Origin of the sequence: Lacisediminihabitans sp. (assembly GCF_043726815.1) — a bacterium.
Classification (GTDB): Bacteria; Actinomycetota; Actinomycetes; order Actinomycetales; family Microbacteriaceae; genus Lacisediminihabitans.
Map to the genome: position 1 here is coordinate 1 of NZ_JAYSJZ010000106.1, position 22,265 is coordinate 22,265.

Annotated in this window: 21 protein-coding genes; 3 read left to right on the forward strand and 18 right to left on the reverse strand. The window is 69.9% G+C overall.

Annotated elements, in window-relative coordinates:
- The 3 genes from dnaG to dusB form a co-directional block, all read right to left on the reverse strand.
- The coding region (dnaG, locus tag ACHZD8_RS16225) for a DNA primase (RefSeq protein ID WP_394771468.1) at window positions 1–1,677 on the reverse strand (1,677 nt) is incomplete at its 3' end.
- Between the two features lie 377 nt (window positions 1,678–2,054).
- Window positions 2,055–3,299, reverse strand: coding sequence for a deoxyguanosinetriphosphate triphosphohydrolase (locus ACHZD8_RS16230; protein ID WP_394771469.1), 1,245 nt, complete (start codon window positions 3,297–3,299; stop codon window positions 2,055–2,057).
- A complete protein-coding gene (gene dusB / locus ACHZD8_RS16235) occupies window positions 3,292–4,449 on the reverse strand; it encodes a tRNA dihydrouridine synthase DusB (protein ID WP_394771470.1) in 1,158 nt (385 codons plus the stop codon). Before dusB ends, ACHZD8_RS16230 begins: the two co-directional genes overlap by 8 nt.
- Window positions 4,450–4,481: 32 nt before the next feature.
- Here dusB and ACHZD8_RS16240 point away from each other — a divergent pair, with 32 nt between their 5' ends.
- Complete coding sequence (locus tag ACHZD8_RS16240) at window positions 4,482–4,967, forward strand: aminoacyl-tRNA deacylase (RefSeq protein ID WP_394771471.1); 486 nt, start codon at window positions 4,482–4,484, stop codon at window positions 4,965–4,967.
- Window positions 4,968–4,979: 12 nt separating this feature from the next.
- Here ACHZD8_RS16240 and ACHZD8_RS16245 read toward each other — a convergent pair whose 3' ends face one another.
- The 9 genes from ACHZD8_RS16245 to ACHZD8_RS16285 all read right to left on the reverse strand — a co-directional run bounded on the left by ACHZD8_RS16245 (window position 4,980) and on the right by ACHZD8_RS16285 (window position 14,117).
- On the reverse strand, window positions 4,980–5,117 hold the full coding sequence (locus ACHZD8_RS16245; RefSeq protein ID WP_394771472.1) for a hypothetical protein: 138 nt from the start codon (window positions 5,115–5,117) through the stop codon (window positions 4,980–4,982).
- Window positions 5,114–5,767, reverse strand: a complete 654-nt coding sequence (locus ACHZD8_RS16250) for a DsbA family protein (protein ID WP_394771473.1) — start codon at window positions 5,765–5,767, stop codon at window positions 5,114–5,116. Before ACHZD8_RS16250 ends, ACHZD8_RS16245 begins: the two co-directional genes overlap by 4 nt.
- Before the next feature lie 36 nt (window positions 5,768–5,803).
- Window positions 5,804–7,189 carry a glycine--tRNA ligase gene (locus tag ACHZD8_RS16255; RefSeq protein ID WP_394771474.1) on the reverse strand — a complete coding sequence of 462 codons (1,386 nt, stop codon included), beginning with the start codon at window positions 7,187–7,189 and terminating at the stop codon, window positions 5,804–5,806.
- Window positions 7,190–7,322: 133 nt separating this feature from the next.
- Complete coding sequence (locus tag ACHZD8_RS16260; RefSeq protein WP_394771488.1) at window positions 7,323–8,456, reverse strand: cysteine desulfurase family protein; 1,134 nt, start codon at window positions 8,454–8,456, stop codon at window positions 7,323–7,325.
- Window positions 8,453–9,322, reverse strand: coding sequence for a carboxylating nicotinate-nucleotide diphosphorylase (gene nadC / locus ACHZD8_RS16265; RefSeq protein WP_394771475.1), 870 nt, complete (start codon window positions 9,320–9,322; stop codon window positions 8,453–8,455). The genes ACHZD8_RS16260 and nadC overlap by 4 nt, the downstream gene beginning before the upstream one ends.
- Window positions 9,316–10,857 (reverse strand): L-aspartate oxidase, encoded by a 1,542-nt coding sequence (gene nadB, locus ACHZD8_RS16270; protein ID WP_394771476.1) that lies wholly within the window; start codon window positions 10,855–10,857, stop codon window positions 9,316–9,318. The genes nadC and nadB overlap by 7 nt, the downstream gene beginning before the upstream one ends.
- The gene (gene nadA, locus ACHZD8_RS16275; RefSeq protein WP_394771477.1) at window positions 10,858–12,162 is read right to left on the reverse strand and encodes a quinolinate synthase NadA; all 1,305 of its coding nucleotides are present in this window, start codon (window positions 12,160–12,162) and stop codon (window positions 10,858–10,860) included.
- A gap of 32 nt (window positions 12,163–12,194) precedes the next feature.
- Complete coding sequence (locus ACHZD8_RS16280; RefSeq protein ID WP_394771478.1) at window positions 12,195–12,935, reverse strand: NUDIX domain-containing protein; 741 nt, start codon at window positions 12,933–12,935, stop codon at window positions 12,195–12,197.
- 96 nt (window positions 12,936–13,031) lie between these two features.
- Window positions 13,032–14,117, reverse strand: coding sequence for an aminotransferase class V-fold PLP-dependent enzyme (locus ACHZD8_RS16285; protein WP_394771479.1), 1,086 nt, complete (start codon window positions 14,115–14,117; stop codon window positions 13,032–13,034).
- A gap of 70 nt (window positions 14,118–14,187) precedes the next feature.
- Here ACHZD8_RS16285 and ACHZD8_RS16290 point away from each other — a divergent pair, with 70 nt between their 5' ends.
- Complete coding sequence (locus ACHZD8_RS16290) at window positions 14,188–15,138, forward strand: LysR family transcriptional regulator (RefSeq protein ID WP_394771480.1); 951 nt, start codon at window positions 14,188–14,190, stop codon at window positions 15,136–15,138.
- Window positions 15,139–15,151: 13 nt separating this feature from the next.
- Here the strand turns inward: ACHZD8_RS16290 and ACHZD8_RS16295 are convergent, their stop codons facing one another.
- The 3 genes from ACHZD8_RS16295 to recO all read right to left on the reverse strand — a co-directional run bounded on the left by ACHZD8_RS16295 (window position 15,152) and on the right by recO (window position 17,825).
- On the reverse strand, window positions 15,152–16,198 hold the full coding sequence (locus ACHZD8_RS16295) for a Gfo/Idh/MocA family oxidoreductase (protein WP_394771481.1): 1,047 nt from the start codon (window positions 16,196–16,198) through the stop codon (window positions 15,152–15,154).
- Between the two features lie 95 nt (window positions 16,199–16,293).
- On the reverse strand, window positions 16,294–17,094 hold the full coding sequence (locus ACHZD8_RS16300; RefSeq protein WP_394771482.1) for an isoprenyl transferase: 801 nt from the start codon (window positions 17,092–17,094) through the stop codon (window positions 16,294–16,296).
- Window positions 17,091–17,825, reverse strand: coding sequence for a DNA repair protein RecO (gene recO / locus ACHZD8_RS16305; protein ID WP_394771483.1), 735 nt, complete (start codon window positions 17,823–17,825; stop codon window positions 17,091–17,093). The genes ACHZD8_RS16300 and recO overlap by 4 nt, the downstream gene beginning before the upstream one ends.
- A gap of 67 nt (window positions 17,826–17,892) precedes the next feature.
- Here recO and ACHZD8_RS16310 point away from each other — a divergent pair, with 67 nt between their 5' ends.
- Entirely contained in the window at window positions 17,893–18,576 is a 684-nt protein-coding gene (locus tag ACHZD8_RS16310) for a trimeric intracellular cation channel family protein (RefSeq protein WP_394771484.1), read from the forward strand.
- On the opposite strand, the gene ACHZD8_RS16315 is transcribed toward ACHZD8_RS16310, so the two are convergent.
- The 3 genes from ACHZD8_RS16315 to ACHZD8_RS16325 form a co-directional block, all read right to left on the reverse strand.
- Window positions 18,548–19,531: a D-alanine--D-alanine ligase family protein gene (locus ACHZD8_RS16315; protein ID WP_394771485.1), complete on the reverse strand. Its 984-nt coding sequence runs from the start codon at window positions 19,529–19,531 to the stop codon at window positions 18,548–18,550. The genes ACHZD8_RS16310 and ACHZD8_RS16315 overlap by 29 nt on opposite strands.
- A gap of 91 nt (window positions 19,532–19,622) precedes the next feature.
- Complete coding sequence (locus ACHZD8_RS16320; protein WP_394771486.1) at window positions 19,623–21,305, reverse strand: alpha-glucosidase; 1,683 nt, start codon at window positions 21,303–21,305, stop codon at window positions 19,623–19,625.
- Window positions 21,306–21,406: 101 nt separating this feature from the next.
- The coding region (locus tag ACHZD8_RS16325) for an alpha-isopropylmalate synthase regulatory domain-containing protein (RefSeq protein WP_394771487.1) at window positions 21,407–22,265 on the reverse strand (859 nt) is incomplete at its 5' end.

Consider the following 22,265-nt stretch of genomic DNA (forward strand, 5'->3'; position numbering starts at 1 on the left):
CTCGGGAAGGGGGGCCACGCCGAGCTCCTTGACCAGCATCGCGAACGGGGCCGGCACCTCGGCGATCACGCGATCGAGCCACTCCGGCGAGTCGAAGGCGTCCATGCTGGCCGCGATTCCGTCCCGCACCACCGCGAGCGACGGATTCGCGTAGGCCGCGCGGCTGGCGCGCTGGGCCAGGTCCACGCCGATGATCTCCGGATGCTGCAGGATCGCCATGAGCGAGTCCCGTTCCAGGCGGGTCGACGGGTCGGTCGGCAGGTGCACGAGCGACGGGCCGTTCTCCACCGGCGCCGCTGCGGCGGCCGCCTCCGTGCCGTAGCGGGGCCTCTGCGCCTCCGGAGCCTTGCCGTGCGCCGCGGCCACCGCCCGCCCGACCTCGCCGAGGTCCATGCCGAGCCAGCCGGCGAGAGTGCGCACGTAGCCGATGTTGAGGGCCTGGTCGCGGATGCCGGCGACGACGGGTGCCGTCGCCCGCAGGGCGGCGACCCGGCCCTCCACGGTGTCGAGGTTGTGGCCGGCGAGAACGCGCCGGATCATGAACTCGAACATGGGCTTCTTCGCCGAGATGAGCCGACGCACCGCGTCGTCCCCGCGCTCGAGCCGAAGGTCGCAGGGGTCGAGCCCGTCCGGTGCCACTGCCACGAAGGTCTGCGCCGCGAAGCGCTGCTCCTCGCTGAACGCGCGGCTCGCGGCCTTCTGGCCCGCCTCGTCCGGGTCGAAGGTGAAGATGACCTCGCCGAGGCCGCGGGAGTCCGCGTTGTCGACATCCCCGAGCACCCGGCGGATCACCTTGATGTGGTCGACGCCGAAGGCGGTGCCACAGGTGGCTACGGCCGTGGTGATGCCGGCGAGGTGGCAGGCCATCACGTCGGTATAGCCCTCCACCACCACGACCTGCCGCCCACGCGAGATGTCGCGCTTGGCCAGGTCGAGGCCGTAGAGCACCTGCGACTTGTGGTAGACCGCCGTCTCGGGGGTGTTGAGGTATTTCGGGCCCTTGTCGTCATCCAGGAGCTTTCGCGCCCCGAAGCCGAGGGTCTGGCCGGTCACGTCGCGGATCGGCCAGACGAGCCGGCCGCGGAACCGGTCGTAGGTGCTCCCACGCTCTCCCTCGCCGACGAGGCCGGCGGCGACGAGCTCGGCATCGCTGTAGCCGAGCGACTTGAGGTGCTTCGAGAGGCCCGACTTCGGTGCGAAGCCGACGCCGAACCGCTGGGCGGCACCCGGATCGAAGCCTCGCTGGCCGAGGAACGCCCTGGCCGGCTCGGCATCGGGCGTGGTCAGCTGGGTGACGAAATACTCGGCGGCAGCCTGGTTGGCGGCGAGGATGCGTGCCCGGTTGCCGTGGTCGCTGTTGGCCTGTCCGCCGTCCTCGTAGTGGAGTTCGTAGCCCACCCTCGCGGCCATCCGCTCCACCGCCTCGGTGAAGGTCGTGTGGTCCATCTTCTGCAGGAAGCTGAAGACATCGCCGTCCTCGCCACAGCCGAAGCAGTGGTACCGGCCCACCTGCGGGCGCACGTGGAAGCTCGGGCTTCGCTCGTCGTGGAACGGGCAGAGGCCCTTGAGCGATCCGACGCCGGCGCCCTTGAGCGTGACGTAGTCGCCCACGATGTCGGCGATGTTGATTCGCGCTCGAACCTCGTCGATATCGTTTCGTCGTATGAGGCCGGGCACCTGCTCATTCTAGGTTCGGTCGGCGACGGTCACGGCGCGGAGAGTCTCCCTGTGGATTTCGGTGCCCTCCACGCCCCTCGCACCCCTCGCCCCGCAGACTCCAGTTCTGCAGGACGGCTCCCCTCCCCCCTGCCCGCGCCCATCGCACCCCTCGCAGACTCCAGTTCTGCAGGACACCCGCCACTCCATTTCTGCAGGACGGCTCCCCTCCCCCCTGCCCGCGCCCATCGCACCCCTCGCAGACTCCAGTTCTGCAGGACACCCGCGGACGACGAGCCGGCCGTCCTGCACAACTGGAGTGCGCAGCCCGGCCACCAGCTACCCATGCGTCCTGCACAACTGGAGTGGCGGGCGGGCCCGAAGAGAACACGGCGGTGTTAGCCGACGATCCGTTCGTGCCACGCCATGGCCGACTGGTCGGTGAGCGACGCGACCTGGTCGACGACGGCGCGCTTGCGGGCGGCATCCGACTCCGCCGCGCGCCAGTCGGCGGCGAATCCGGGGTCGAGGTCGGCCTCGCCGCGGGCGTACAGGGCATCCGCGAGATCGGTGAGCACCTCGCGCTGCTGACTGTAGATGGGCTGCCGCGTGTTCCGCGACATGACGAACGCCGCGACGATGCCCTTGAGCACCGCGATCTCCGCCTGAATCTCCCGCGGGACGACCATGTTGGCGGTGAACCGGATGAGGCTACCGTCCCCACCGATCGCCCGGGTGGCGGCGACGGCCGCGCCGGCGAAGCGACCGATGAGCTGGGAGGTGAGGTTCTTCAGCCGACCCTGGTCGATGCGACTTCCGTCCCAGCGGTCGATCCAGACGTCGAGCGAATCGAGGCGGTCGAACGCCGCGATCAGCTCGTCGTGACCGAGTTCGCCGCCGATCCAGACGAACATCGACTCGACGAGCTCGTCGTGGTCGACGCGGGCTCCGAGAGCCTTCACGTCGATGTAGCCACTCACCACCGCGTCTTCGAAGTCGTGCACCGAGTACGCGATGTCGTCGGAGAGGTCCATCACCTGCGCCTCGATGCAGAGCCGGCGCTCGGGCGCCCCCTCGCGCAGCCAGCCGAAGGCCTCGGCGTCGTCCGCGTAGAAGCCGAACTTGGCGCGGCCGCTCGGGTCCCCCACCGAGGCGGTGTCCGGCCACGGGTACTTGCAGCTCGCGTCGAGGCTCGCGCGGGTGAGGTTGAGGCCGTAGGAACGCCCGTCGGGCCCGAATACCTTCGGCTCGATCCTCGTGAGCAGCCTCAGGGTCTGCGCGTTGCCCTCGAATCCGCCGATGTCGCTCGCCCAGGCGTTGAGGGCGCGTTCGCCGTTGTGACCGAACGGCGGATGCCCCAGGTCGTGGGCGAGGCACGCCGTGTCCACGACATCCGGGTCCAGCCCCAGGCTCGTCGCGAGCTCGCGCCCCACCTGGGCGACCTCGAGCGAGTGGGTGAGCCGGTTGCGGGCGAAGTCGAGGCCGGCCGCCGGGCTCAGCACCTGGGTCTTCGCGGCAAGCCTGCGCAGCGCGCTGGAGTGCAGCAGCCGCGCTCGGTCGCGCGCGAAGTCGCTGCGACGGCTCGAATGCTCCTCGGGAAACCAGCGTGCGGTGTCGTGCTCGCCGTACCCGTGCTCAACCACCGCTGTGGCTCAGTTCGGCCTCGGCCAGTTCGGCGCGGTGCGCGTCGGCGAGCTCCCGGCTCAGCAACCAGCCGTCGGGAAGCGACGGCCGCTTCGGCGTTCCGGCCCGGCCGCGCGGCCCCTCGGCGGCCTCACCGGGGTACGGCTGCTCCCAATCCAGGGTGCCGAGCAGGTCGTCCATCTGCTGAAGGCTCTGCACGGTGGCGAGGCTCGCGCGCAGGTCCCCGCCCACCGGGTAGCCCTTGAAGTACCACGCGACGTGCTTGCGGATGTCGCGGCAGGCGTGATCCTCGTCGCCGTCGAAGAACTCGACAAGCAGCTCGGTGTGCCGCCGCAGCGTGGCCGCGACGGTGCCGAGGCTCGGCTGGGCGATGTCGGTCTTGCCCTCGAAGGCGGCGGCGAGGTCGCCGAACAGCCAGGGGCGACCGAGGCAACCGCGGCCGACGACGACCCCGTCGCATCCGGTCTCCTCAACCATGCGGATCGCGTCGGCACCCGACCAGATGTCCCCGTTGCCGAGCACCGGAACGCTCGTGATGGTCTGCTTGAGCCTGGCGATCGCCGCCCAGTCGGCGTGGCCGCTGTAGAACTCTGAGGCGGTGCGCGCGTGCAGGGCGATGCTCGCGACGCCGGCATCCTCGGCGATGCGTCCGGCCTCGAGGTAGGTGAGGTGATCGGAGTCGATGCCCTTGCGCATCTTCACGGTGAGTGGCAGGTCGCCGGCCGCCTTCACTGCACGCTCGACGATGTCGCGGAACAGGTCGAGCTTCCAGGGCAAGGCGGCTCCCCCGCCCGTGCGGGTGACCTTGGGCACCGGGCATCCGAAGTTCAGGTCGATGTGGTCGGCGCGATCCTCGGCCACCAGCATGGTCACGGCCTCCGCGACCGTCTTGGGGTCGACCCCGTAGAGCTGAATACTGCGGGTCGTCTCCGACTCGTGGTGCTTGATGAGGCGCATCGATCCCTCCGTGCGCTCGACGAGCGCGCGGCTGGTGATCATCTCGGAGACGTAGAGGCCGGCGCCGAACTCGCGGCAGAGCCGGCGGAACGCGGTATTGGTGATGCCAGCCATGGGCGCGAGCACGACAGGCACAGCGAGCGGGATGCGCCCGATCTGTAGGCTGGGAGGTGCGGTGGCGAGGATGGTCACCGGTCAATTCTCCCAGAAAGCCACGAGAAGCAATGACAGACCCTGTGGGACGCGCCAGAGTACTGGCGGATGCCGAGGCCCGTGGGCTCGAAGTCGAGTTCGTCGAGCGCCCGGCGGCCGGTTCCCTCGAGGAGGCGGCCGCGCTGCTCGGCATCGACCCGAGGGGCATCGTCAAGACCCTCGTCGTGCGTCGGCACACCCCGTCTGACGCCCCTAACGAGTACCTCTTCGCGCTCATCCCCGGCGACCGGCAGATCTCCTGGTCGAAGCTTCGGGCGATCGTCGGGGTCAACAAGCTGTCCCTGCCCACCGCCGAGCTGGCCCTCGAGGCCACCGGCTACGAACGAGGCACGATCACGCCCCTCGGCAGCAGCTCCGCCTGGCCCGTCTACGTCGATGCCGTGATAGCGGGCTCGCGGGTCGCGCTCGGGGCCGGGGAACCCGGTTTCAGCGCGTTCCTCGATGCCGACGCGCTCATCTCGGCCTACGACGCGACCGTCGCGGACATCAGCGCCTGAAGCAGTGCAGCTCTAAACGAGGTCCTCGTCGAGGCGGCGGTTGACCACGGCCTGCTCGTGGTGGTCGGGGATCGCGCAGAAGTCCCCGTCGCAGGAGGCGGCGTTCGGATCGCCCACGATCTGAAGCGGAAGAGCCTGGGAATCCGTCATGATGTGGCTTCTTTCTCGGTACGTACCTGTGTGAGCACGTTAGCGAACGTTTCTGCATCCTGCGCTCCGGACACCCCGTACTTGCCGTCGATCACGAAGAACGGCACGCCCTGGATGCCGTATTCGGTGGCGAGGGCCACGTCGGCCTTGACATCCGCGAGGTACCGGTTCGACTCGAGGGCGCCCACGACGTCCGCGCGGTCGAGCCCGATCTCGGCGGCGAGGTCGGCGAGATCCTCGATGCGACCCACGTGCCGCCCGTCGACGAAGTAGGCCTTGAGCAGGCGCTCCTTCATGTCCAGCTGACGACCCTTCGCCTTGGCGTAGTGGATCAGTTCGTGCGCCTTGACCGTGTTGGTCTGGTGCACGTGGTCGTAGTCGTAGTCGAGGCCCACGCTCGCGGCGATGCCGGTCACCCGCTCGAGCATCTGCTCCACCTGGTCGATGGGCAGGCCCTTGCGCTGGCTGAGGTAGTCGACGGGCGTGCCGTCGAAGTCCACCGGGGTGTCTGGCGAGAGCTCGAACGAGTGGTACTCCACCTCGACGTCTCCGCCGAACTGCGCGGCCCCCGCCTCGAACTTGCGTTTGCCGATGTAGCACCACGGGCACTGCACGTCTGACCAGATGTCTACCTTGATGGCTTCACTCACCCTCAGGCAAACGCCCCAGCCCGGCCGGTATTCCCGCTAGGCGCCGATCAGTTGCTCGGCGAGGTACCCGCGCACCCGATCGAGCGAGATGCGCTCCTGCGCCATCGAGTCGCGTTCGCGCACGGTCACCGCGTTGTCCTCGAGGGTGTCGAAGTCCACGGTGATGCAGAACGGCGTGCCGATCTCGTCCTGGCGGCGGTAGCGGCGCCCGATCGCCCCGGCGTCGTCGAAGTCGATGTTCCAGTACTTGCGCAGGTCGGCGGCGAGGGCCTTAGCCACCGGCGAGAGCTGCTCGTTGCGGGAGAGCGGCAGCACGGCGACCTTCACCGGCGCGAGCCGACGGTCGAGCCGCAGCACGGTGCGCTTGTCGACGCCGCCCTTCGTGTTGGGCGCCTCGTCTTCGTGGTACGCGTCGACGAGGAAGGCCATCAGCGCCCGGGTGAGCCCGAATGCCGGCTCGATCACGTACGGGATCCAGCGTTCGTTCTTGGTCTGGTCGAAGTAGGAGAGGTCGACGCCGGAGCCCTCGGAGTGGGTCTTGAGGTCGAAGTCGGTGCGGTTGGCGACACCCATGAGCTCGCCCCACTCGCTGCCGGCGAACCGGAAGCGGTACTCGAGGTCGATGGTGCGCTTCGAGTAGTGCGAGAGCTTCTCCTGCGGGTGCTCGAACCGGCGGATGTTGGCCGGCGTGATCCCGAGGTCGGTGAACCACTCCTCGCAGGCGTCGATCCAATACTGGAACCACTCCTCGTCGGTGCCGGGCTCGACGAAGAACTCCATCTCCATCTGCTCGAACTCGCGGGTGCGGAAGATGAAGTTGCCCGGCGTGATCTCGTTGCGGAAGCTCTTGCCCACCTGGGCGATTCCGAACGGGGGCTTCATGCGCGCGGCGCCCATGACGTTGGCGAAGTTGGTGAAGATGCCCTGGGCGGTCTCCGGACGGAGGTACGCCATGCCCTCCTCGTTGTCGACCGGGCCGAGGAAGGTCTTGAGCAGGCCGGAGAAGTTCTGCGGCTCCGTCCAGTTGCCGGGCTGGCCGGTGTCCGGGTCGCGGATGTCGGCGAGGCCGTTCACCGGAGGATGGCCGTGCTTCTCTTCGTACGCCTCGAGCAGGTGGTCGGCGCGGTACCGCTTGTGCGTGTGCAGGGACTCTACGAGGGGGTCGCTGAAGACCTCGACGTGGCCGGAGACCTCCCACACGCGCTTCGGCAGGATGATCGAGGAGTCGATGCCCACGATGTCGTCCCGGCCCTGCACCATGAACTGCCACCACTGGCGCTTGATGTTCTCCTTGAGCACCGTGCCGAGAGGCCCGTAGTCCCACGCCGAGCGTGAGCCGCCGTAGATCTCACCGGCCTGGAAGACGAAGCCACGGCGCTTGGCCAGGTTGATCACGGGGTCGAGCGGGGAGGCGTTGGCCACGGAGAACTCCAAGAGTCATACCGCGCTGGATGCGCGGTCGAAGGGGGGATGAGGCTCCCAGCTTACCCAGCGCGGGGACCGCGGGCCGTCAGAGTTCAGAGGGTCAGCACCCTGACGGTGGCCACCGTGCCGCTCAGCGCAGGGAGCCGACGGCCGCCACCGCGTCGGCGACCGCGGAGACGACACGGGCGGCATCCGCCTCGTCGACCCTGGAATCGAGGGTGAAGCGCACCGCCGTCCTGGCGGTGTCCTCGTCGATGCCGAGAGCCACGAGCACGTGCGAGGCGTCGTCGCTTCCCGCCGCACAGGCCGACCCGCTGGACGAGACGATCCCGCGCCTCTCGAGTTCGAGCAGCACCGCCTCGCCGCTCGTCCCCGGGAAGCAGAACGAGGCGTGGGCGGGCAGGCGGGCGTCGCGATGCCCGGTGAGGAACGCGCCGGGTACCGCGCCGAGCACGCCGCGGATTATCGAGTCCCGTGAGCGTCGCACGGAGTCGCCGGAGCGCGCGCCGGAGCGCAACCGGATCGCCTCGGCCAGGCCGACGGCTCCCGCCACGTTCTCGGTGCCGGAGCGACGCCCGCGTTCCTGGCCACCGCCGTGCAGCAGCGGTTCGATCGGCACCGATCCGCGCACCGCGAGCAGCCCGATGCCCTTCGGCGCGCCGAGTTTGTGGCCGGAGACGCTCAGGGCATCGACGCCCAGCGAGCGCAGGCCCACCCTGAGCCAGGGGGCGGACTGCACGGCATCCGTGTGCATCGGCACGCCGGCGGCGCGCGCGATCTCCGCGAGGGCGCGGATCGGCTGCACGGTGCCGATCTCGTTGTTGGCGTGCATGATCGAGACGAGGGTGGTGTCCGGCCGCAGCGCCGCCGCGAGCGCGTGCGGGTCGACGAGGCCGCCGTCCCCGAGCGGCACGAGGGCGATCTCGAAGCCGTGGTGCCGACGCAGGTAGTCGCAGCTCGCGAGCACGGCCTCGTGCTCGATCGCGGTCGTGACGATGTGTCGCCCGCGCGGCGCCGCAAGCGCGATCCCTTTGACTGCGAGGTTGTTGGCCTCCGTACCACCCGAGGTGAACACGATCTCGGCGGCCCGGCAGTCCAGCGCCGCGGCGATCGTCTCCCGCGCATCGGCGAGTCCCCGCGCGGCCGCCTCCCCCACCTCGTGGTGGCTCGACGGGTTGCCGAAGTCCGCCGTGACGTACGGCCACATCGCCTCGAGCACCTCGCGCCGAACGGGCGCGGTCGCGGCGTTGTCGAGGTACATCAGGCGTCCGACTCGATGCCGCGCAGTTCGATGTCGAGGCCCAGGTCGAGGGATCGCACGCTGTGCGTGAGCGCCCCCACCGAGATGATGTCCACCCCGGTGGCGGCGATCGAGGCGACGGTCTCGAGGCTGACGGATCCGCTGGCCTCGACCAGGGCCCGGCCTGCGACGAGGGCGACCCCCTCGCGCAGCTCGGCGAGCGAGAAGTTGTCGAGCATGATCGTGTCGATCCGGGCGGCCAGCACCGCCTCGATCTGGTCGATCCGGTCCACCTCCACCTCGATGTGCGTGGTGTGCGGCAACCGGGACCGCACCTCGAGCAGCGCCTCGGTGATGTCGCGGCCGCCCGCGGTGAGTACCGCGAGATGGTTGTCCTTGGCCATCACGGCGTCGGAGAGCGAGAACCGGTGGTTATGCCCTCCCCCCGAGCGCACGGCGTGCCGTTCGAACGCCCGCAGGCCGGGGGTGGTCTTGCGGGTGTCGACGATACGAGCGCGGGTGCCGGCCGCCTCGGCGACGAAACGCGCCGTGAGCGTGGCGATCCCGCTCATCCGCTGCACGAAGTTGAGGGCGACCCTCTCCGCCTGCAGCACCGATCGGGCGGGGCCGCTCACCTCGGCGAGGACCGCACCCGTCGCGAATGCCTCGCCGTCCGGAACGGCGACGGTCGCCACGATCGACGGGTCGGTGAGCAGCATCGCCGCGCGGAACACCTCGCCGCCGCTGAACACCCCGAACTCGCGCGCGACGAGTCGCGCCGTCGCCCGCGCCTCGGCCGGGATGAGGTACTGCGAGGTAATGTCGCCCCACGGCGCATCCTCGGCGAGGGCGGCCGAGACGACGGGGTCGATCTGGTGCGCTGTCAGCATGGGACGGTGACCCTTCTGGCCCAGGCGGTGTGCCGGGCGAACTCTGGCCGCTGCTGCGGGAAGTCTGATCGGTAGTGTGCCCCGCGCGACTCCTCGCGATCGAGGGCGGCGTCGACCACGAGCCGGCCGAGGTCGAGCAGGTTGGAGGTCTCGAGGGAGGCGACGGTGTCATCGTCGCGGGCCGTCCAGCCGGCGAGGCGGTCGGCCGCGCCCGCGAGCGTCTGGCGGTCGCGAAAGAGTCCGGCGGCGTCCCAGAGGAGTTGCTGCAACTCCGGGCGGGTGAACTGGTGGCTTGCCGAGGAGCCGGAGGCCGGCGCATTCGGAGCGCCGGCTTCGTGGTCCTGCCGGTCGACGGGCCGGGCCGCGAGGTCGAGGGCACCCACGGCCCGCCACGCGAACACGAGCGACTCGAGCAGCGAGTTGGACGCGAGCCGGTTGGCGCCGTGCACCCCGGTGCAGGCCACCTCGCCCACCGCGAACAGCCCGGGCAGGGAGGTGCGGCCCCACTCGTCGGTGCGGATGCCGCCCATCCAGTAGTGCGCGGCCGGGGTGACCGGAATGGGCTCGCGGCCCCAGTCCAGGCCGTGCTCCCGGCAGACCCGGGTGATGCCGGGGAACCGGCCGGCGAGGAAGTCGGCGCCCAGCGCGGTCGCGTCGAGCCAGACCGGCTCGCCGCCCTGTTCGGCCATCTGGCGGGCGATCCCCCGCGCCACGACGTCCCGTGGGGCGAGTTCGGCATCCGGGTGCCAGTCCGCCATGAAGCGTCGACCCCGGGCGTCGACGAGAACGGCGCCCTCGCCGCGCACCGCCTCCGAGATGAGGAAGTTGCCGGGCACGGCGAGCGAGGTCGGGTGGAACTGGTAGAACTCCACGTCGCTCAGCGCGGCGCCGGCCCGCAGGGCCGCGGCTGCCCCGTCCCCGGTCGCCACCGAGGGGTTGGTGGTGTGCCGGTAGAGCTGGCCGGCTCCGCCGCTGGCGAGGATCACGGCATCCGCCTCGATCCGGCCGGGCACGTCGCGGCCGGCCGCGTCCCGCTCGAGCACGTCGATTCCGACGACCCGGCCGTCCCGCACCACGAGATCGCGCACGAAACAGAATTCCCGGATGCTCGCCGCCGACTCCCGCACCGCGGCGACCAGGGCGCGTTCGATCACCGCGCCGGTCGCGTCTCCCCCGGCGTGCAGGATGCGCGCGCTCGAGTGCGCCGCCTCGCGCCCCCGCGCGAGCTCGCCGTTCTCCCGGTCGAATTCCACGCCCAGGCGGATCAGGTCCCGGATGCGGCCGGGGCCCTCCGTGCAGAGCACGGCCACGGCCTCGCGGTCGTTGAGCCCGGCCCCCGCGTCGAGGGTGTCCCGGATGTGCGCCTCCACGCTGTCGTCCGGGAAGAGCGCGGCGGCGATGCCGCCCTGCGCGTAGCGCGTGTTGCTCTCACCGAGCTCCGCCTTGGTCACGAGCGTCACGTCGTGGCTCCGACCGGCCTCGAGCGCGGCGACGAGGCCGGCGATCCCGGTTCCCACCACGATGACGCTGCCCATTCAGTCCCCGATCACGCGTTCGGTCGGGCCGCCGGGGCGCGCGGCCAGCATGCGCTCGAGGGCCACCCGAGCGGGCACGGCCACGTCATCCGCCACCCGGATGCGGTTGATGGTCTCGCCGCGCACCAGGCCCTCGAGCACCCAGGCGAGGTAGGCGGGGTGGATGCGGTACATCGTGGAGCACGGGCAGATCACCGGGTCGAGGCAGAAGATCCGGTGCTGCGGGTACTGGGCGGCGAGCCGGTTGACCATGTTGATCTCGGTGCCGATCGCGAACGTCGTCGGCTCGGTCGCGGCGGCGATCGCCTTGCCGATGAAGTCGGTGGAGCCGGCTGCGTCCGCGGCGTCGACGACGGGCATCGGGCATTCGGGGTGGACGAGCACCTGCACGCCCGGGAATTCGGCGCGCGCCTTCTCGATCTGGCCCACCGTGAACCGCTTGTGCACCGAGCAGAAGCCGTGCCACAGGATCACCCGGGCATCCTCGAGCTCCCGCGCCTCATTGCCACCGAGCGGCTTGCGCGGGTTCCACAGGGGCATGAGCTCCACGGGCACCCCCATGGCCTTGGCGGTGTTGCGCCCGAGGTGCTGGTCGGGAAAGAACAGCACCCGCTGGCCGCGCTCGAAGGCCCATTCGAGCACCGTCGCCGCGTTCGACGAGGTGCAGACGATGCCGCCGTGCTCGCCGCAGAAGCCCTTGAGGGCAGCAGACGAGTTCATGTAGGTGACCGGGATCACGGGCACGCGGCCGTCGGCATCCGGCTCGGTGCCATAGAGCGCCTCGAGCTGTTCCCAGCACTCGGCGACGGAATCGATGTCGGCCATGTCGGCCATCGAACAGCCCGCGGCGAGGTTGGGCAGGATCACCGCCTGGTCCGGGCGGGCGAGGATGTCCGCGGTCTCGGCCATGAAGTGCACGCCGCAGAACACGATGGCCTCGGCCTGAGGCTTCGACCGGGCGGCGTTCGCGAGCTGGAACGAGTCACCGACGAAGTCGGCGTACCGCACGACCTCGTCTCGCTGGTAGAAGTGGCCGAGCACGACGACGCGGTCGCCGAGGGTCTCCTTCGCCGCGAAGATGCGCGCGTCCAGCTCCTCGTCCGATGCCTCACGGTACTCGGCGGGGATCTCGCCCTGGCGGGGGGTCTCGGCCGGGATCTCGTCGTGCATCGACGAGCCGGGACCGTAGCCCGGCTCCGCGAGCAGGTCGAAGACCCACGGGCCCTCCGCGAGGTCGGTGCTGCAGACCTCGCCGTCGATCTCGTTCGCGCTGATCAGTTGGATGGTGGTGTCGACGGACGACAAGGTGACTCCTCGGAGGGTGGGGGATCGACGGTTCAGGAACGGGCGAGTGGCCCGTTGTCGGTCAGCTCGACCGAGGTGTTGTATCGATAGAGGCGGGGCGGTCGGTGGCGCCCGCCGGTGAGGTGCTGGTCGGTGGCGATGATTGCCTTCGAACCCTCCATCTGTCGACGGAAGTTGGCCGGGTCGATGGCCCGGCGCAGCACCGCCTCGTGCACCTCGCGCAGTTCGGAGAGGGTGAAGGTCTCGCCGAGGAAGGCGTGCGCGATGCGGCTGTACTCCATCTTGGTGCGCAGGCGCCAGAGCGCGTAGTCGACGATCGTGTTGTGGTCGAAGGCGAGGTCGGGCAGGTCGTCGGCGGGAAACCAGCGCACGTTGTCGCCCTCGGCGGCCAGGTCGGCCTCCTCGCTGCGCACGAGGGCCCAGTAGACGATCGACACGACGCGGTCGCCGGGCGAACGGTCGACATCCCCGAACGCGTAGAGCTGTTCGAGGTAGGTGGGCCGCAACCCCGTCGTCTCCACGAGGTTTCGCCCGGCGGCGGCGGACAGGCTCTCGGCCGCCTCGATCGGACCGCCCGGCAGCGCCCACCGACCCTTGAACGGCTCGCGGATGCGGCGAACGAGCGGGAGCCGCAGCGAGGCGGCCGTCGAATCCGCGTCCGCGCGCAGGGCGAAGATCACCGTGGAGACGGCCAGGGAGATTCTCGCCGAGTCCGCTCGAGCGGCGTCGGCGCGGGCGGAATCGGCGCTGGCCGTGCGCGCCGTTGCCGTCATGAATGCCTCCGCGGGAGTAAAGGTCAAAGTGACAATAAGGCATTCTAGCGCGCAAAAACGGACCGGCCAAATGGGCCGGTCACACGGGGAAATCGATTACCGGAGCGCCGCCAGGACCGCGGCGACGTCGCTCTCGTCGTTCCACAGGTGGAAGGAGGCGCGCAGGCGACCCGCTCGGCCGGAGGCCTTGATCCCCGCGCCGATCAGTTTCTGCAGGTCGGTGCCCTCAGCATCGGCCCAGGTGACTATGGCCTGGTGCTGCTGCGGGATGCCGAGGCCGTCGCAGAGCGCGTCGCCGAGACCGGACGTGAACGCCCACACCTCCTCGATGTCGAGCTGGGAGAACATGCGGATGGCCGGCTCTGCTCCCACCCACGCCGGCCAGGCCGGGGAGACGTCGAACCGCCGCGCGTTCGCGGCAAGGTGCATCTGCGGTCCGTAGCAGGACTTCCAGACGTCGTCGCCGGCATACCAGCCGGCCTGGATCGGCGTGAGGAGGGCGTCGAACCGTTCGCTCAGCGTGAGGAATGCCACCCCGCGCGGCGAGCACAGCCACTTGTAGGTGTGGCACACCGTCGCGTCGAAGACCGAGGCGTCGACCGGGTGCACCCCGGCCGACTGGGTCGTGTCGCAGAAGGTGAAGGTGTCGTGCGCCGCGGCCGCCTCGAGGATCGCCGCGACATCCGCGACCTGGCCGGTCGCCGACTGCACATGCGAGAACACGACGAGCCAGGTGTCGTCCGTGATGGATTCGGCGAGCGCGGCGAGCGGCACGTTGCGCACCCGGATCGACTTCCGCTCGAGGAAGGGGAACACGATCGAGGAGAAGTCGCCGTCGACGCAGAGCACCTCCGCACCATCCGGAACCGCCGCGGCGATGAGGCTCGTCATGACGGAGGTCTGCGAGCCCGTCGCGACGCGGTCCGGTGAGACGCCGACGAGCGAGGCGTAGTGGCCGCGCGTGCGCTCGATCACGGCGTCGTAGTCCATCGGATCGCGCTTGGCCGCCGACCAGAGATCCAGGTCGGCCCTCTGGGCGGCGACGGTCTCGTCCGTGGGAAGGCCGATCGAGGCGACCGCGAGGAATCCGCGCGGGGCTTCGAAGCGCTCGATGGCCCGCTGTAGGGCCGGCGAGAGGGGGCGGGAAGTTGTGCGGCTTGTGGCCGTCGTTGCACTCGTCATGTCCCCATGATGCTCGCCCCTTAATCATGCGACAAGGGCATACTTCGGATAGAACCAATAACATTCACCTATGACTCTCGAGCTCGACCCGCAACTGGACCTGCAATCGATCCGCATCGTGCGCGCGATCGCCGAGACCGGAACGATCACCGGCGCCGCCCGGTCACTCGGCTACAGCCAGCCGGCCGTGAGCCAGCACCTCCAGCGCACCGAGGCGCGGCTCGGCCTGCCGCTGGTGACCCGGGTGGGGCGATCGGTTCGGCTGACCGAGGCCGGTCAGGTTCTCGCCAGGCACGCCATCACCATCACCTCCGCCCTCGACGCTGCCTCGGGCGACCTCGCCGACCTCGCTGGCCTGCGCTCGGGGACGGTGCGCCTGGCGGCGTTCCCCACCGCGTCATCCACGATCGTGCCCCGGCTGCTCGGGGCGATGGCGAGCCTGCACCCCGGCATCCAGCTCAGCTACATCGAGGCGCAGCCGCCCGAGGCGGTCGCCCTCATGCGCGAGGGCGCCATCGACCTCGCCGTGACCTTCAGCTACCCGGGCGACCGCACGGACCCGCATCGGGACAGCGCGAGCGGCCTGAGCATGGAGACGCTCTTCACCGAGGAGATGGTGGTGGTGCTGCCGGCCGGACATCCCCTCGCCGGCGATCCGATCGTGGACGTGGCGGGCCTCGCCACCGAACGCTGGATCGCCGGATGCCCGCGCTGTCGCGGCCATCTCCTCGCGGTCTGCGAACTGGCCGGCTTCGACCCGCTCATCGCGTTCGAGACCGACAACGCCAGCGCCGTGCTCAATCTCGTGGCGAGCGACATCGGGGTGGCCATGCTCCCCCGGCTCGCCCTCGCGACGGCGACGCTGCCGGCCGGAGCAGTGATCCGGCCACACACGCCGCCCAGCGACCGCAGCATCCACCTGATCGCGAGCGACGGCGCGCGCCGGGTGCCGAGCCTCGCGGCCACCATCGCGCTGTTGAACACGCTCGACGGGCACGACTGGGGGCTCACCGCCGCCTGAGCTTTTTAGATCGTCAGGCGCCGGCGAGTTCGTGCACGCGCTCGATGATCCGCAGCGTCTCGAGGGCCTCGCGTGGCAGCACGGGCACGGGCTCGCCGTCCCGAATCGCGGCCGCGATGCCCGCGTAGAAGGCGGCGTAGTCTCCGCGTTCGGTGGGCACCGCCACGAGCGGGGTGTCGCTCGAGCCGGCGATGCCGACCTGGCCCCACTTCTCGGGCGGTTCCACCCCGAAGCCGTCCTCGGTGGGCAGGACTCCGGCCCCCAGCGCGGGCTCCTGGCCGTCGAGACCGTAGACGGAATAGGCGGAGGCGGAACCCAGCACGCGGAAGCGGGGCGCGTTCTGCGCCGCGAACCGGCTGAGCGTGAGATGCGACCGCACCCCGCTGTCGTGCAGCAGCGAGATGAAGGCCTCGTCGTCGCTCACCCCGCCCGTGCGCAGCACCGCGAGTTCGGCGTGGGCGACCGACGCCGGCCCGAAGAGCTGCAGGGCCTGATCGATGAGGTGGCTGCCGAGGTCGTAGGTGATGCCCGCCCCCTGCGCGCTGGTCGTCGTGTCTTGCCAGCGGTCACGGAGCCCCGGTGACCAGCGCTCGAAGGTCGACTCGAACCGGTGCACGCTGCCGAGTGCCCCCTCGGCGAGGAGGCGGCGCACGGTGAGGAAGTCCCCATCCCAGCGGCGATTCTGGAACACCGAGAGCGGCACGCCCGCCTCCTCGGCAGCCACGATGAGCGTCTCGGCCTCGGCCGTGGTGGTCGCGAACGGCTTGTCGATCACGAGCGCCGCCCCCGTCGCGATTGCCGCGAGACCCTGTTCGAGGTGCACGTGGGCCGGCGAGGCGAGCACGATCAGGTCGAGCTTGCGCGCGAAGAGTTCGTCCGGGCTCCCCACGATCTCGGCGTCGGGATGCTGCGACTTCGCCACCGTCTGCCGCCCGGCATGACTCGTGGAGATGACCTCGAGCGAGAAGCGCGGATTGGTCGAAATGAACGGCGAGTGGAAGACGCGTCCGGAGAGGCCATAGCCGATGATGCCGGTGCGGATGGGGGTGCGGTCAGCCATGAGGCCACACTAGCGAAATCCGCCATCGCGATGCCTCACCGTCAGCGGTTCTCGACCGCCCGGACCCACCATCGCCGCCATGCAGAAAGTCTCCGTTACGCGGACGGGGCGTCGATCGCGCCGCCGAAGCGCCGGGTGCGCTGGGCGTAGAGCTGGATGGCCTCCCAGAGCTGCACGCGGGTGAAGTCCGGCCAGAGGGTGTCGAGGAAGACCATCTCGGCGTATGCGCTCTGCCAGAGCATGAAGTTGCTGGTGCGCTGCTCACCCGAGCTGCGCACGAAGAGGTCGACGTCGGGAAGCTCCGGCGCGTAGAGGTGGCGCTGGATGGCCTTCTCCGTGATGCCGGACGGCTTGAGCCGGCCGGCGGCGACCTCCTCGGCGAGGGCGCGCACGGCATCCGTGATCTCGTTGCGGCCGCCGTAGTTGACGCACATCGTGAGGGTGAGCACCGAGTTTTCCGCGGTGAGCCGTTCGGCGAACTGCAGCTCGTTGATCACCGACGCCCAGAGCCTCGGGCGGCGGCCGGCCCAACGCACGCGCACACCCCAGTCGTTGAGCTGGTCGCGGCGGCGATGCAGCACGTCCCGGTTGAATCCCATGAGAAACCGCACCTCGTCGGGTGAGCGCTTCCAGTTCTCGGTGGAGAACGCGTACACGCTGAGGTGCTTGACCCCGATCTGGATGGCGCCGGCCACGACGTCGAGGAGCGACGCCTCACCGGCCTTGTGGCCCTCCACGCGCGTGAGTCCCTTGCCGTTGGCCCAGCGGCCGTTGCCGTCCATCACAATGGCGACGTGCTCGGGCACGGCGGCCCTCGGAAGCTCGGGCGGGTACAGCCCGGTCCAGTCGATCGGCTTGAAGTCGACCGCGTCCCGGTGGGTCTTCCGCACGCTCACGCCGTGGTCCGCCGGTCGACGTGCTCGAGCGAGCGCAGGCCGCGGTCGAGGTGGAACTGCGTGTAGGCGGCCACGACGCCGCTCGCCTGGGAGCGGGTGCGATCGTCGGCGTCATCCGCCGTCGCCCAGTCGCCGGTGAGGAGCGAGGACAGCAGCAGGAGGGTGTTCGCGTCGAGCCGCGGGGCACCGGGCGGCGCCACGGCATCCGCCACCACCCCGCCCAACTGCACGACGAATGCCGAGTGCGGTCCGGGAGCACCGGTCACCGAGCAGTCGTTGAAGCTCGGCGACCAGCCGGCGATCGACAGGGCACGCAGCAGGTACGAGTCGAGGGTGAGGCTCGCGCCGTGCTCCCGGCGGGCGAGCGAACGCAGCGCCCCCACGAGCAGCAGGTATTGCTGCAGGCTCGCCTCGGCCTCGGTGAGCTTGTCGGCGGCCTCGACCATAGCGCTGGCGGCGGTGTAGCTGCCGTAGTCGGTCGTGATGTCCGCCCCGTAGGAGCCCACGGACTCGGCCTGGGTGATGATGTCGAGGCTGCGCCCCTCGTAGAGCTGCACGTCGGCGACCATGAACGGTTCGAGCCGCGCTCCGAACTTGGAGGCGGTGCGCCGTACTCCCTTGGCCACGGCGCGAACCTTGCCGTGCTGCCTGGTGAGCATCGTGACGATGCGGTCCGCCTCACCCAGCTTGTGGGTGCGCAGCACCACGGCTTCGTCACGGTACAGGGGCATGCCTCCAGTATCCCCCCGGCCGCCGTGCTTCGGCCGGATGCCGCCCCCGGGGCGGCAGAATGGGCGAGTGACAGAAGCGACCTTTGCGATACCCCTCTGGGCCGACCTGCTCGCGATCGGCATCGGTGGCCTGCAGGGTGCGATGTTCGCCGCCCAGTTCCGCGACCGTCGGCTCGACCTGCTCGGCGTCGCCATCATCGGCATCGCGGCGGGCTTCGGCGGCGGCCTCATCCGCGACCTCCTGCTCAACGAGGTTCCCGTGGCCCTGCAGCAGAACTGGTACCTGATCGTCGCGACCGGCGCGGCGCTGCTCGGGATGCTTCTCGAACGGCTGTTCTCCCGGCTCGGCACCGTGATCACCGTGCTCGACGCCCTCACGATCGGCCTCTACTGCGCGATCGGCACCACGAAGGCGCTGTCCCTGGGGCTGCCCGCCATCCCCTCGGTCTTCGTGGGCGTCGTGGCGGCCGTCGGCGGCTCGATCCTGCGCGACATGCTGCTCAACCTGCCGATCGCGCTCATGCACGTCGGCTCGCTCTACGCGGTCGCCGCCGTCGCGGGGGCGAGCACGCTCGTCACGCTGCTCGCGCTCGGCGTGCCCGTGTTCATCGCCGCCACGATCTGCGTGATCGTGACCTTCGGAGTGCGCGTGCTCGCCGTGCTCTTCCGCTGGAGCCTGCCTGAGCAGCGCCGGATCGAACGGATTCCCCGGATCGCGGGCTTCAGGCGGCCACGCCAGCCCGGTCGATGAGCCTCGTGAGCAGTTCGGTGTAGCTGATTCCCACCGGCGGCCACATCCGCGGGTAGTGGCTGAGCGCCGTCAGTCCTGGGAGGGTGTTCACCTCGTTGAGGGTGATCGTGCCGTCCCGCCCGACGAAGAAGTCCACTCGCGCGAGACCGTCGCAGGACAGCGTGGTGAAGGCGAGCTTCGCGAGGGCGACGAGCCGCTCGGTGATCTCCCCCGGGATGCGCGCGGGCACCTCCAGTTCGACGGCGCCCTCGGTGTACTTGGAGGCGTAGTCGAAGAACGCGGCGTGCCCCTTCTTCACGACGCGCAGTGGCGCACCGACGGTGAGGTCGCCGTTCACGAGCTGGAGAACTCCGAGGTCGACCTCGTCGCCCTCGACCGTCTTCTGGATGAGGGCCGTCGTGTCGTGGTCGAGGGCGAGGGCGATCGCGGCGTCGAGCTCGGCGGGCGAGGTCACCTGGCTCACGCCGACACTCGATCCGGACCGGTTGGGCTTGACGAAGAGCGGATAGCCGAGGTCGTCGGCGAGTGCCGTCGCCTCGCCGGCAGTGGCCGCGGTCACCGAGTGGGTGGGGATGGTCGGCACCCCGCTCGCCTCCAGCAGCCGTTGAGCGAGATTCTTGTCCATCGCGAGCGCGCTCGCGAGCACCCCGCACCCGACGTACGGGAGTCCGGCGAGCTCGAGCAGTCCCTGCACGGTGCCGTCCTCGCCGAATCGCCCGTGCAGCACTGGAAACACGACGTCGATGCCGTCGAGGTCGGGAAACCGCGTGCCCTCCCCCGCGCCCTCGAGGTCGTCCACCGACGCCAGCCGATGCCAGCCGCCCCGGCGGTCGATGCCGAGCGGAACGCCCACGAAGAGGTCGGTGTCGAGGTTGGCGAGAACGTGCATGGCCGACGCGCACGACACCTCGTGCTCGCTGTTCGCTCCGCCGAAGATGATTCCGATGGTCTTCACGTCAGCTCCAGGTGCTTCGATCGATGTGCCGGCCGGCCGTTCGCCCGCCCGGGCCGCCTCGGCCCCTCAGCGATGCTATCCGGTGCGCGCCTCACGCCAGTCTGATGACGCGCGCCTCCCAGGGGCGCAGCGTGGCGCCGGCTCCCCCGCCGGCCGCCTCGTAGTTGCCGATCACGAGGGTTCCCGCCGTCGCCCGAGCCGATTCGAGCAACGGAACCTCGAGCTCCTCGCTCGAGAAGTTGCCCACCACGAGCAGCGACTCGTCGCCGAGGGTGCGCGTGAAGGCATAGAGCGTGGGATGCTCCGGCTCGAGCATGGCGAAGGCACCGAGCGCCACTACGGCGGACCGGTGGCGCAGCTCGATGAGGCGACGGTAGTGCTCGAACACCGAGCGTGCACCGGCGGCGCGATCCGCGGCGGCGTTCACCGTGACGTGGTTGGGGTTCACCTCGAGCCACGGCGTGCCGGTGGTGAAGCCGGCCTGCTCGGTGGCGTCCCACTGCACCGGCGTGCGCGCGTTGTCCCTGCTGCGATAGCGCAGGGCGTCGAGCACCTCGGCGGGCGAGGCTCCCGCGGCGGTGGCCTCGGCGAAGTAGTTGACGGACTCGATGTCCTGATACTGCTCGATGGAGGTGAAGCCGGCGTTGGTCATGCCGATCTCGTCGCCCTGGTAGACGTACGGGGTGCCACGGTGCAGGTGCAGCACGGTCGCGAGCATCGTCGCCGACTCGACCCGGTACCGCCCGTCGTCACCGAACCGGGACACCGACCGGGGCTGGTCGTGGTTGCCCAGGTACAGCCTGTTCCAGCCGGATTCGGCGAGGCCGTCCTGCCAGCGTCCGAGCGACCGCTTCAGCTCCACGAGCGAGAGCGGCACGTTGTCGAACTTGGAGACCGGCCCGTGGTCGAGGCCCACGTGCTCGAACTGGAACACCATGTCCACCTCGAGCCGATCGACGCCGGTGAACAGCACCGCGTCATCCACCGTCACGCCGGGCATCTCGCCGACGGTGATCAGGTCGGTGTCGCGCCCGGCGAACACCTCGCGGTTCATCTCCTGCAGGAAGTCGTGGATCTGGCCGCCCATCGTGGCCTGGGTGCTATCGCCGACGAGGTCGGACTGCACCTTCGCGATGTAGTTGATCACGTCCATGCGGAAGCCGTCGACGCCTCGGTCGAGCCACCAGTTCATCATCTCGTAGACGGCGCCGCGCACCTCGGGGTTCTCCCAGTTGAGATCCGGCTGCTTCGCCGCGAACAGGTGCAGGTAATACTGGCCGGTGGTCTCGTCGAGGCTCCAGGCCGGGCCGCCGAACGCGCTGCGCCAGAGGTTGGGTTCGCGCCCGTCGTGGCCGTCGCGCCAGACGTACCAGTCGCGCTTGGGGCCGTCGAGCGAGCCGCGCGACTCCTCGAACCAGGCGTGCTCGTCGCTCGTGTGGTTGACCACGAGGTCCATCACGAGCTTCATCCCGCGGTCGTGCACCTCCGCGAGGAGGCCATCGAACTCGGCGAGGGTGCCGAAGAGCGGGTCGATGTCCCGGTAGTCGCTGATGTCGTAGCCGTTGTCGGCCTGGGGCGAGCGGTAGATCGGCGAGAGCCACAGCACGTCCACTCCGAGCTGCTGCAGGTGGTCGAGTCGCGACCGGATTCCGGCGAGGTCGCCGACGCCGTCCCCGTTGGAGTCGGCGAAGCTGCGGGGGGAGATCTGGTAGACGACCGCGTCGGTCCACCAGGCCGGGGTCGACGTGACGGGTCCGGATGTTTCGATACTCATTTGATCGAGCCTCTCACGACTGCGCGCACAACCCGCATCGAGACGCGGGACGGCCGGCTCGATGACGTCGTCTGCCGGTCGCCCCGCGGGCGGCGCTGTCTCTAGGCGGTCGCGAGGGCCAGATTGCCCGATTCCTCGCGCACCGCACGGTTCACGGCGGAGACGACGGCCTTGAGGGATGCCGTGGAGATGTCGGCGTCGATGCCCACGCCCCACAGCCGCTTGTCGCCCACCGCGCACTCGACGTAGGCGGCGGCCTGCGCGTCGCCGCCGGAACTGAGGGCGTGCTCCACGTAGTCGTAGACCTTCACGACGATGCCCTGCGCCTCGAGCACCTTGAGGAACGCGGCAACCGGGCCATTGCCGGTCGCCTCGGCGTCGATCGTGTCCTCGCCCACCCGCAGCCTCGTCTGCAGCGAGACGACGCCGGACATGTCGCTCGACGTGCGCGTCTGGGCGAGCTCGAAGCGGCCCCACTTGTCGTCGTCGGCGGCGGCCGGAAGGTACTCGTCGGTGAAGATCTCCCAGATCTGGGCGCTCGTCACCTCGCCGCCCTCGGCATCCGTCTTCGCCTGCACGACACCGGAGAACTCGATCTGCAGCTTGCGCGGCAGGTCGAGGGCGTGGTCGTTCTTGAGCAGGTAGGCCACGCCGCCCTTGCCGGACTGCGAATTGACCCGGATGACGGCCTCGTAGCTGCGGCCGAGGTCCTTGGGGTCGATCGGCAGGTACGGCACCGCCCAGGTGAGGTCGTCCACCGAGACGCCCTTCTCGGCGGCCTCGGCGGCCATGGCCTCGAAGCCCTTCTTGATGGCGTCCTGGTGCGAGCCGCTGAAGGCCGTGTAGACGAGGTCGCCGGCCCACGGGCTGCGCTCGTGCACGGGCAGCTGGTTGCAGTACTCGGCGGTGCGCTTCACCTCATCGAGGTCGCTGAAGTCGATCTGCGGGTCGATGCCCTGG

Bases quoted from the DNA above. Each gene is read 5' to 3' on its own strand.
- recO (WP_394771483.1), bottom strand. From the start codon at position 17,825: ATGCCCCTGTACCGTGACGAAGCCGTGGTGCTGCGCACCCACAAGCTG.
- ACHZD8_RS16295 (WP_394771481.1), bottom strand. From the start codon at position 16,198: ATGGCTGACCGCACCCCCATCCGCACCGGCATCATCGGCTATGGCCTC.
- ACHZD8_RS16245 (WP_394771472.1), bottom strand. From the start codon at position 5,117: ATGACGGATTCCCAGGCTCTTCCGCTTCAGATCGTGGGCGATCCGAAC.
- ACHZD8_RS16280 (WP_394771478.1), bottom strand. From the start codon at position 12,935: ATGACGGCAACGGCGCGCACGGCCAGCGCCGATTCCGCCCGCGCCGAC.
- nadB (WP_394771476.1), bottom strand. From the start codon at position 10,857: ATGGGCAGCGTCATCGTGGTGGGAACCGGGATCGCCGGCCTCGTCGCC.
- ACHZD8_RS16240 (WP_394771471.1), top strand. From the start codon at position 4,482: ATGACAGACCCTGTGGGACGCGCCAGAGTACTGGCGGATGCCGAGGCC.
- ACHZD8_RS16285 (WP_394771479.1), bottom strand. From the start codon at position 14,117: ATGACGAGTGCAACGACGGCCACAAGCCGCACAACTTCCCGCCCCCTC.
- ACHZD8_RS16290 (WP_394771480.1), top strand. From the start codon at position 14,188: ATGACTCTCGAGCTCGACCCGCAACTGGACCTGCAATCGATCCGCATC.
- ACHZD8_RS16320 (WP_394771486.1), bottom strand. From the start codon at position 21,305: ATGAGTATCGAAACATCCGGACCCGTCACGTCGACCCCGGCCTGGTGG.
- nadC (WP_394771475.1), bottom strand. From the start codon at position 9,322: ATGCTGACAGCGCACCAGATCGACCCCGTCGTCTCGGCCGCCCTCGCC.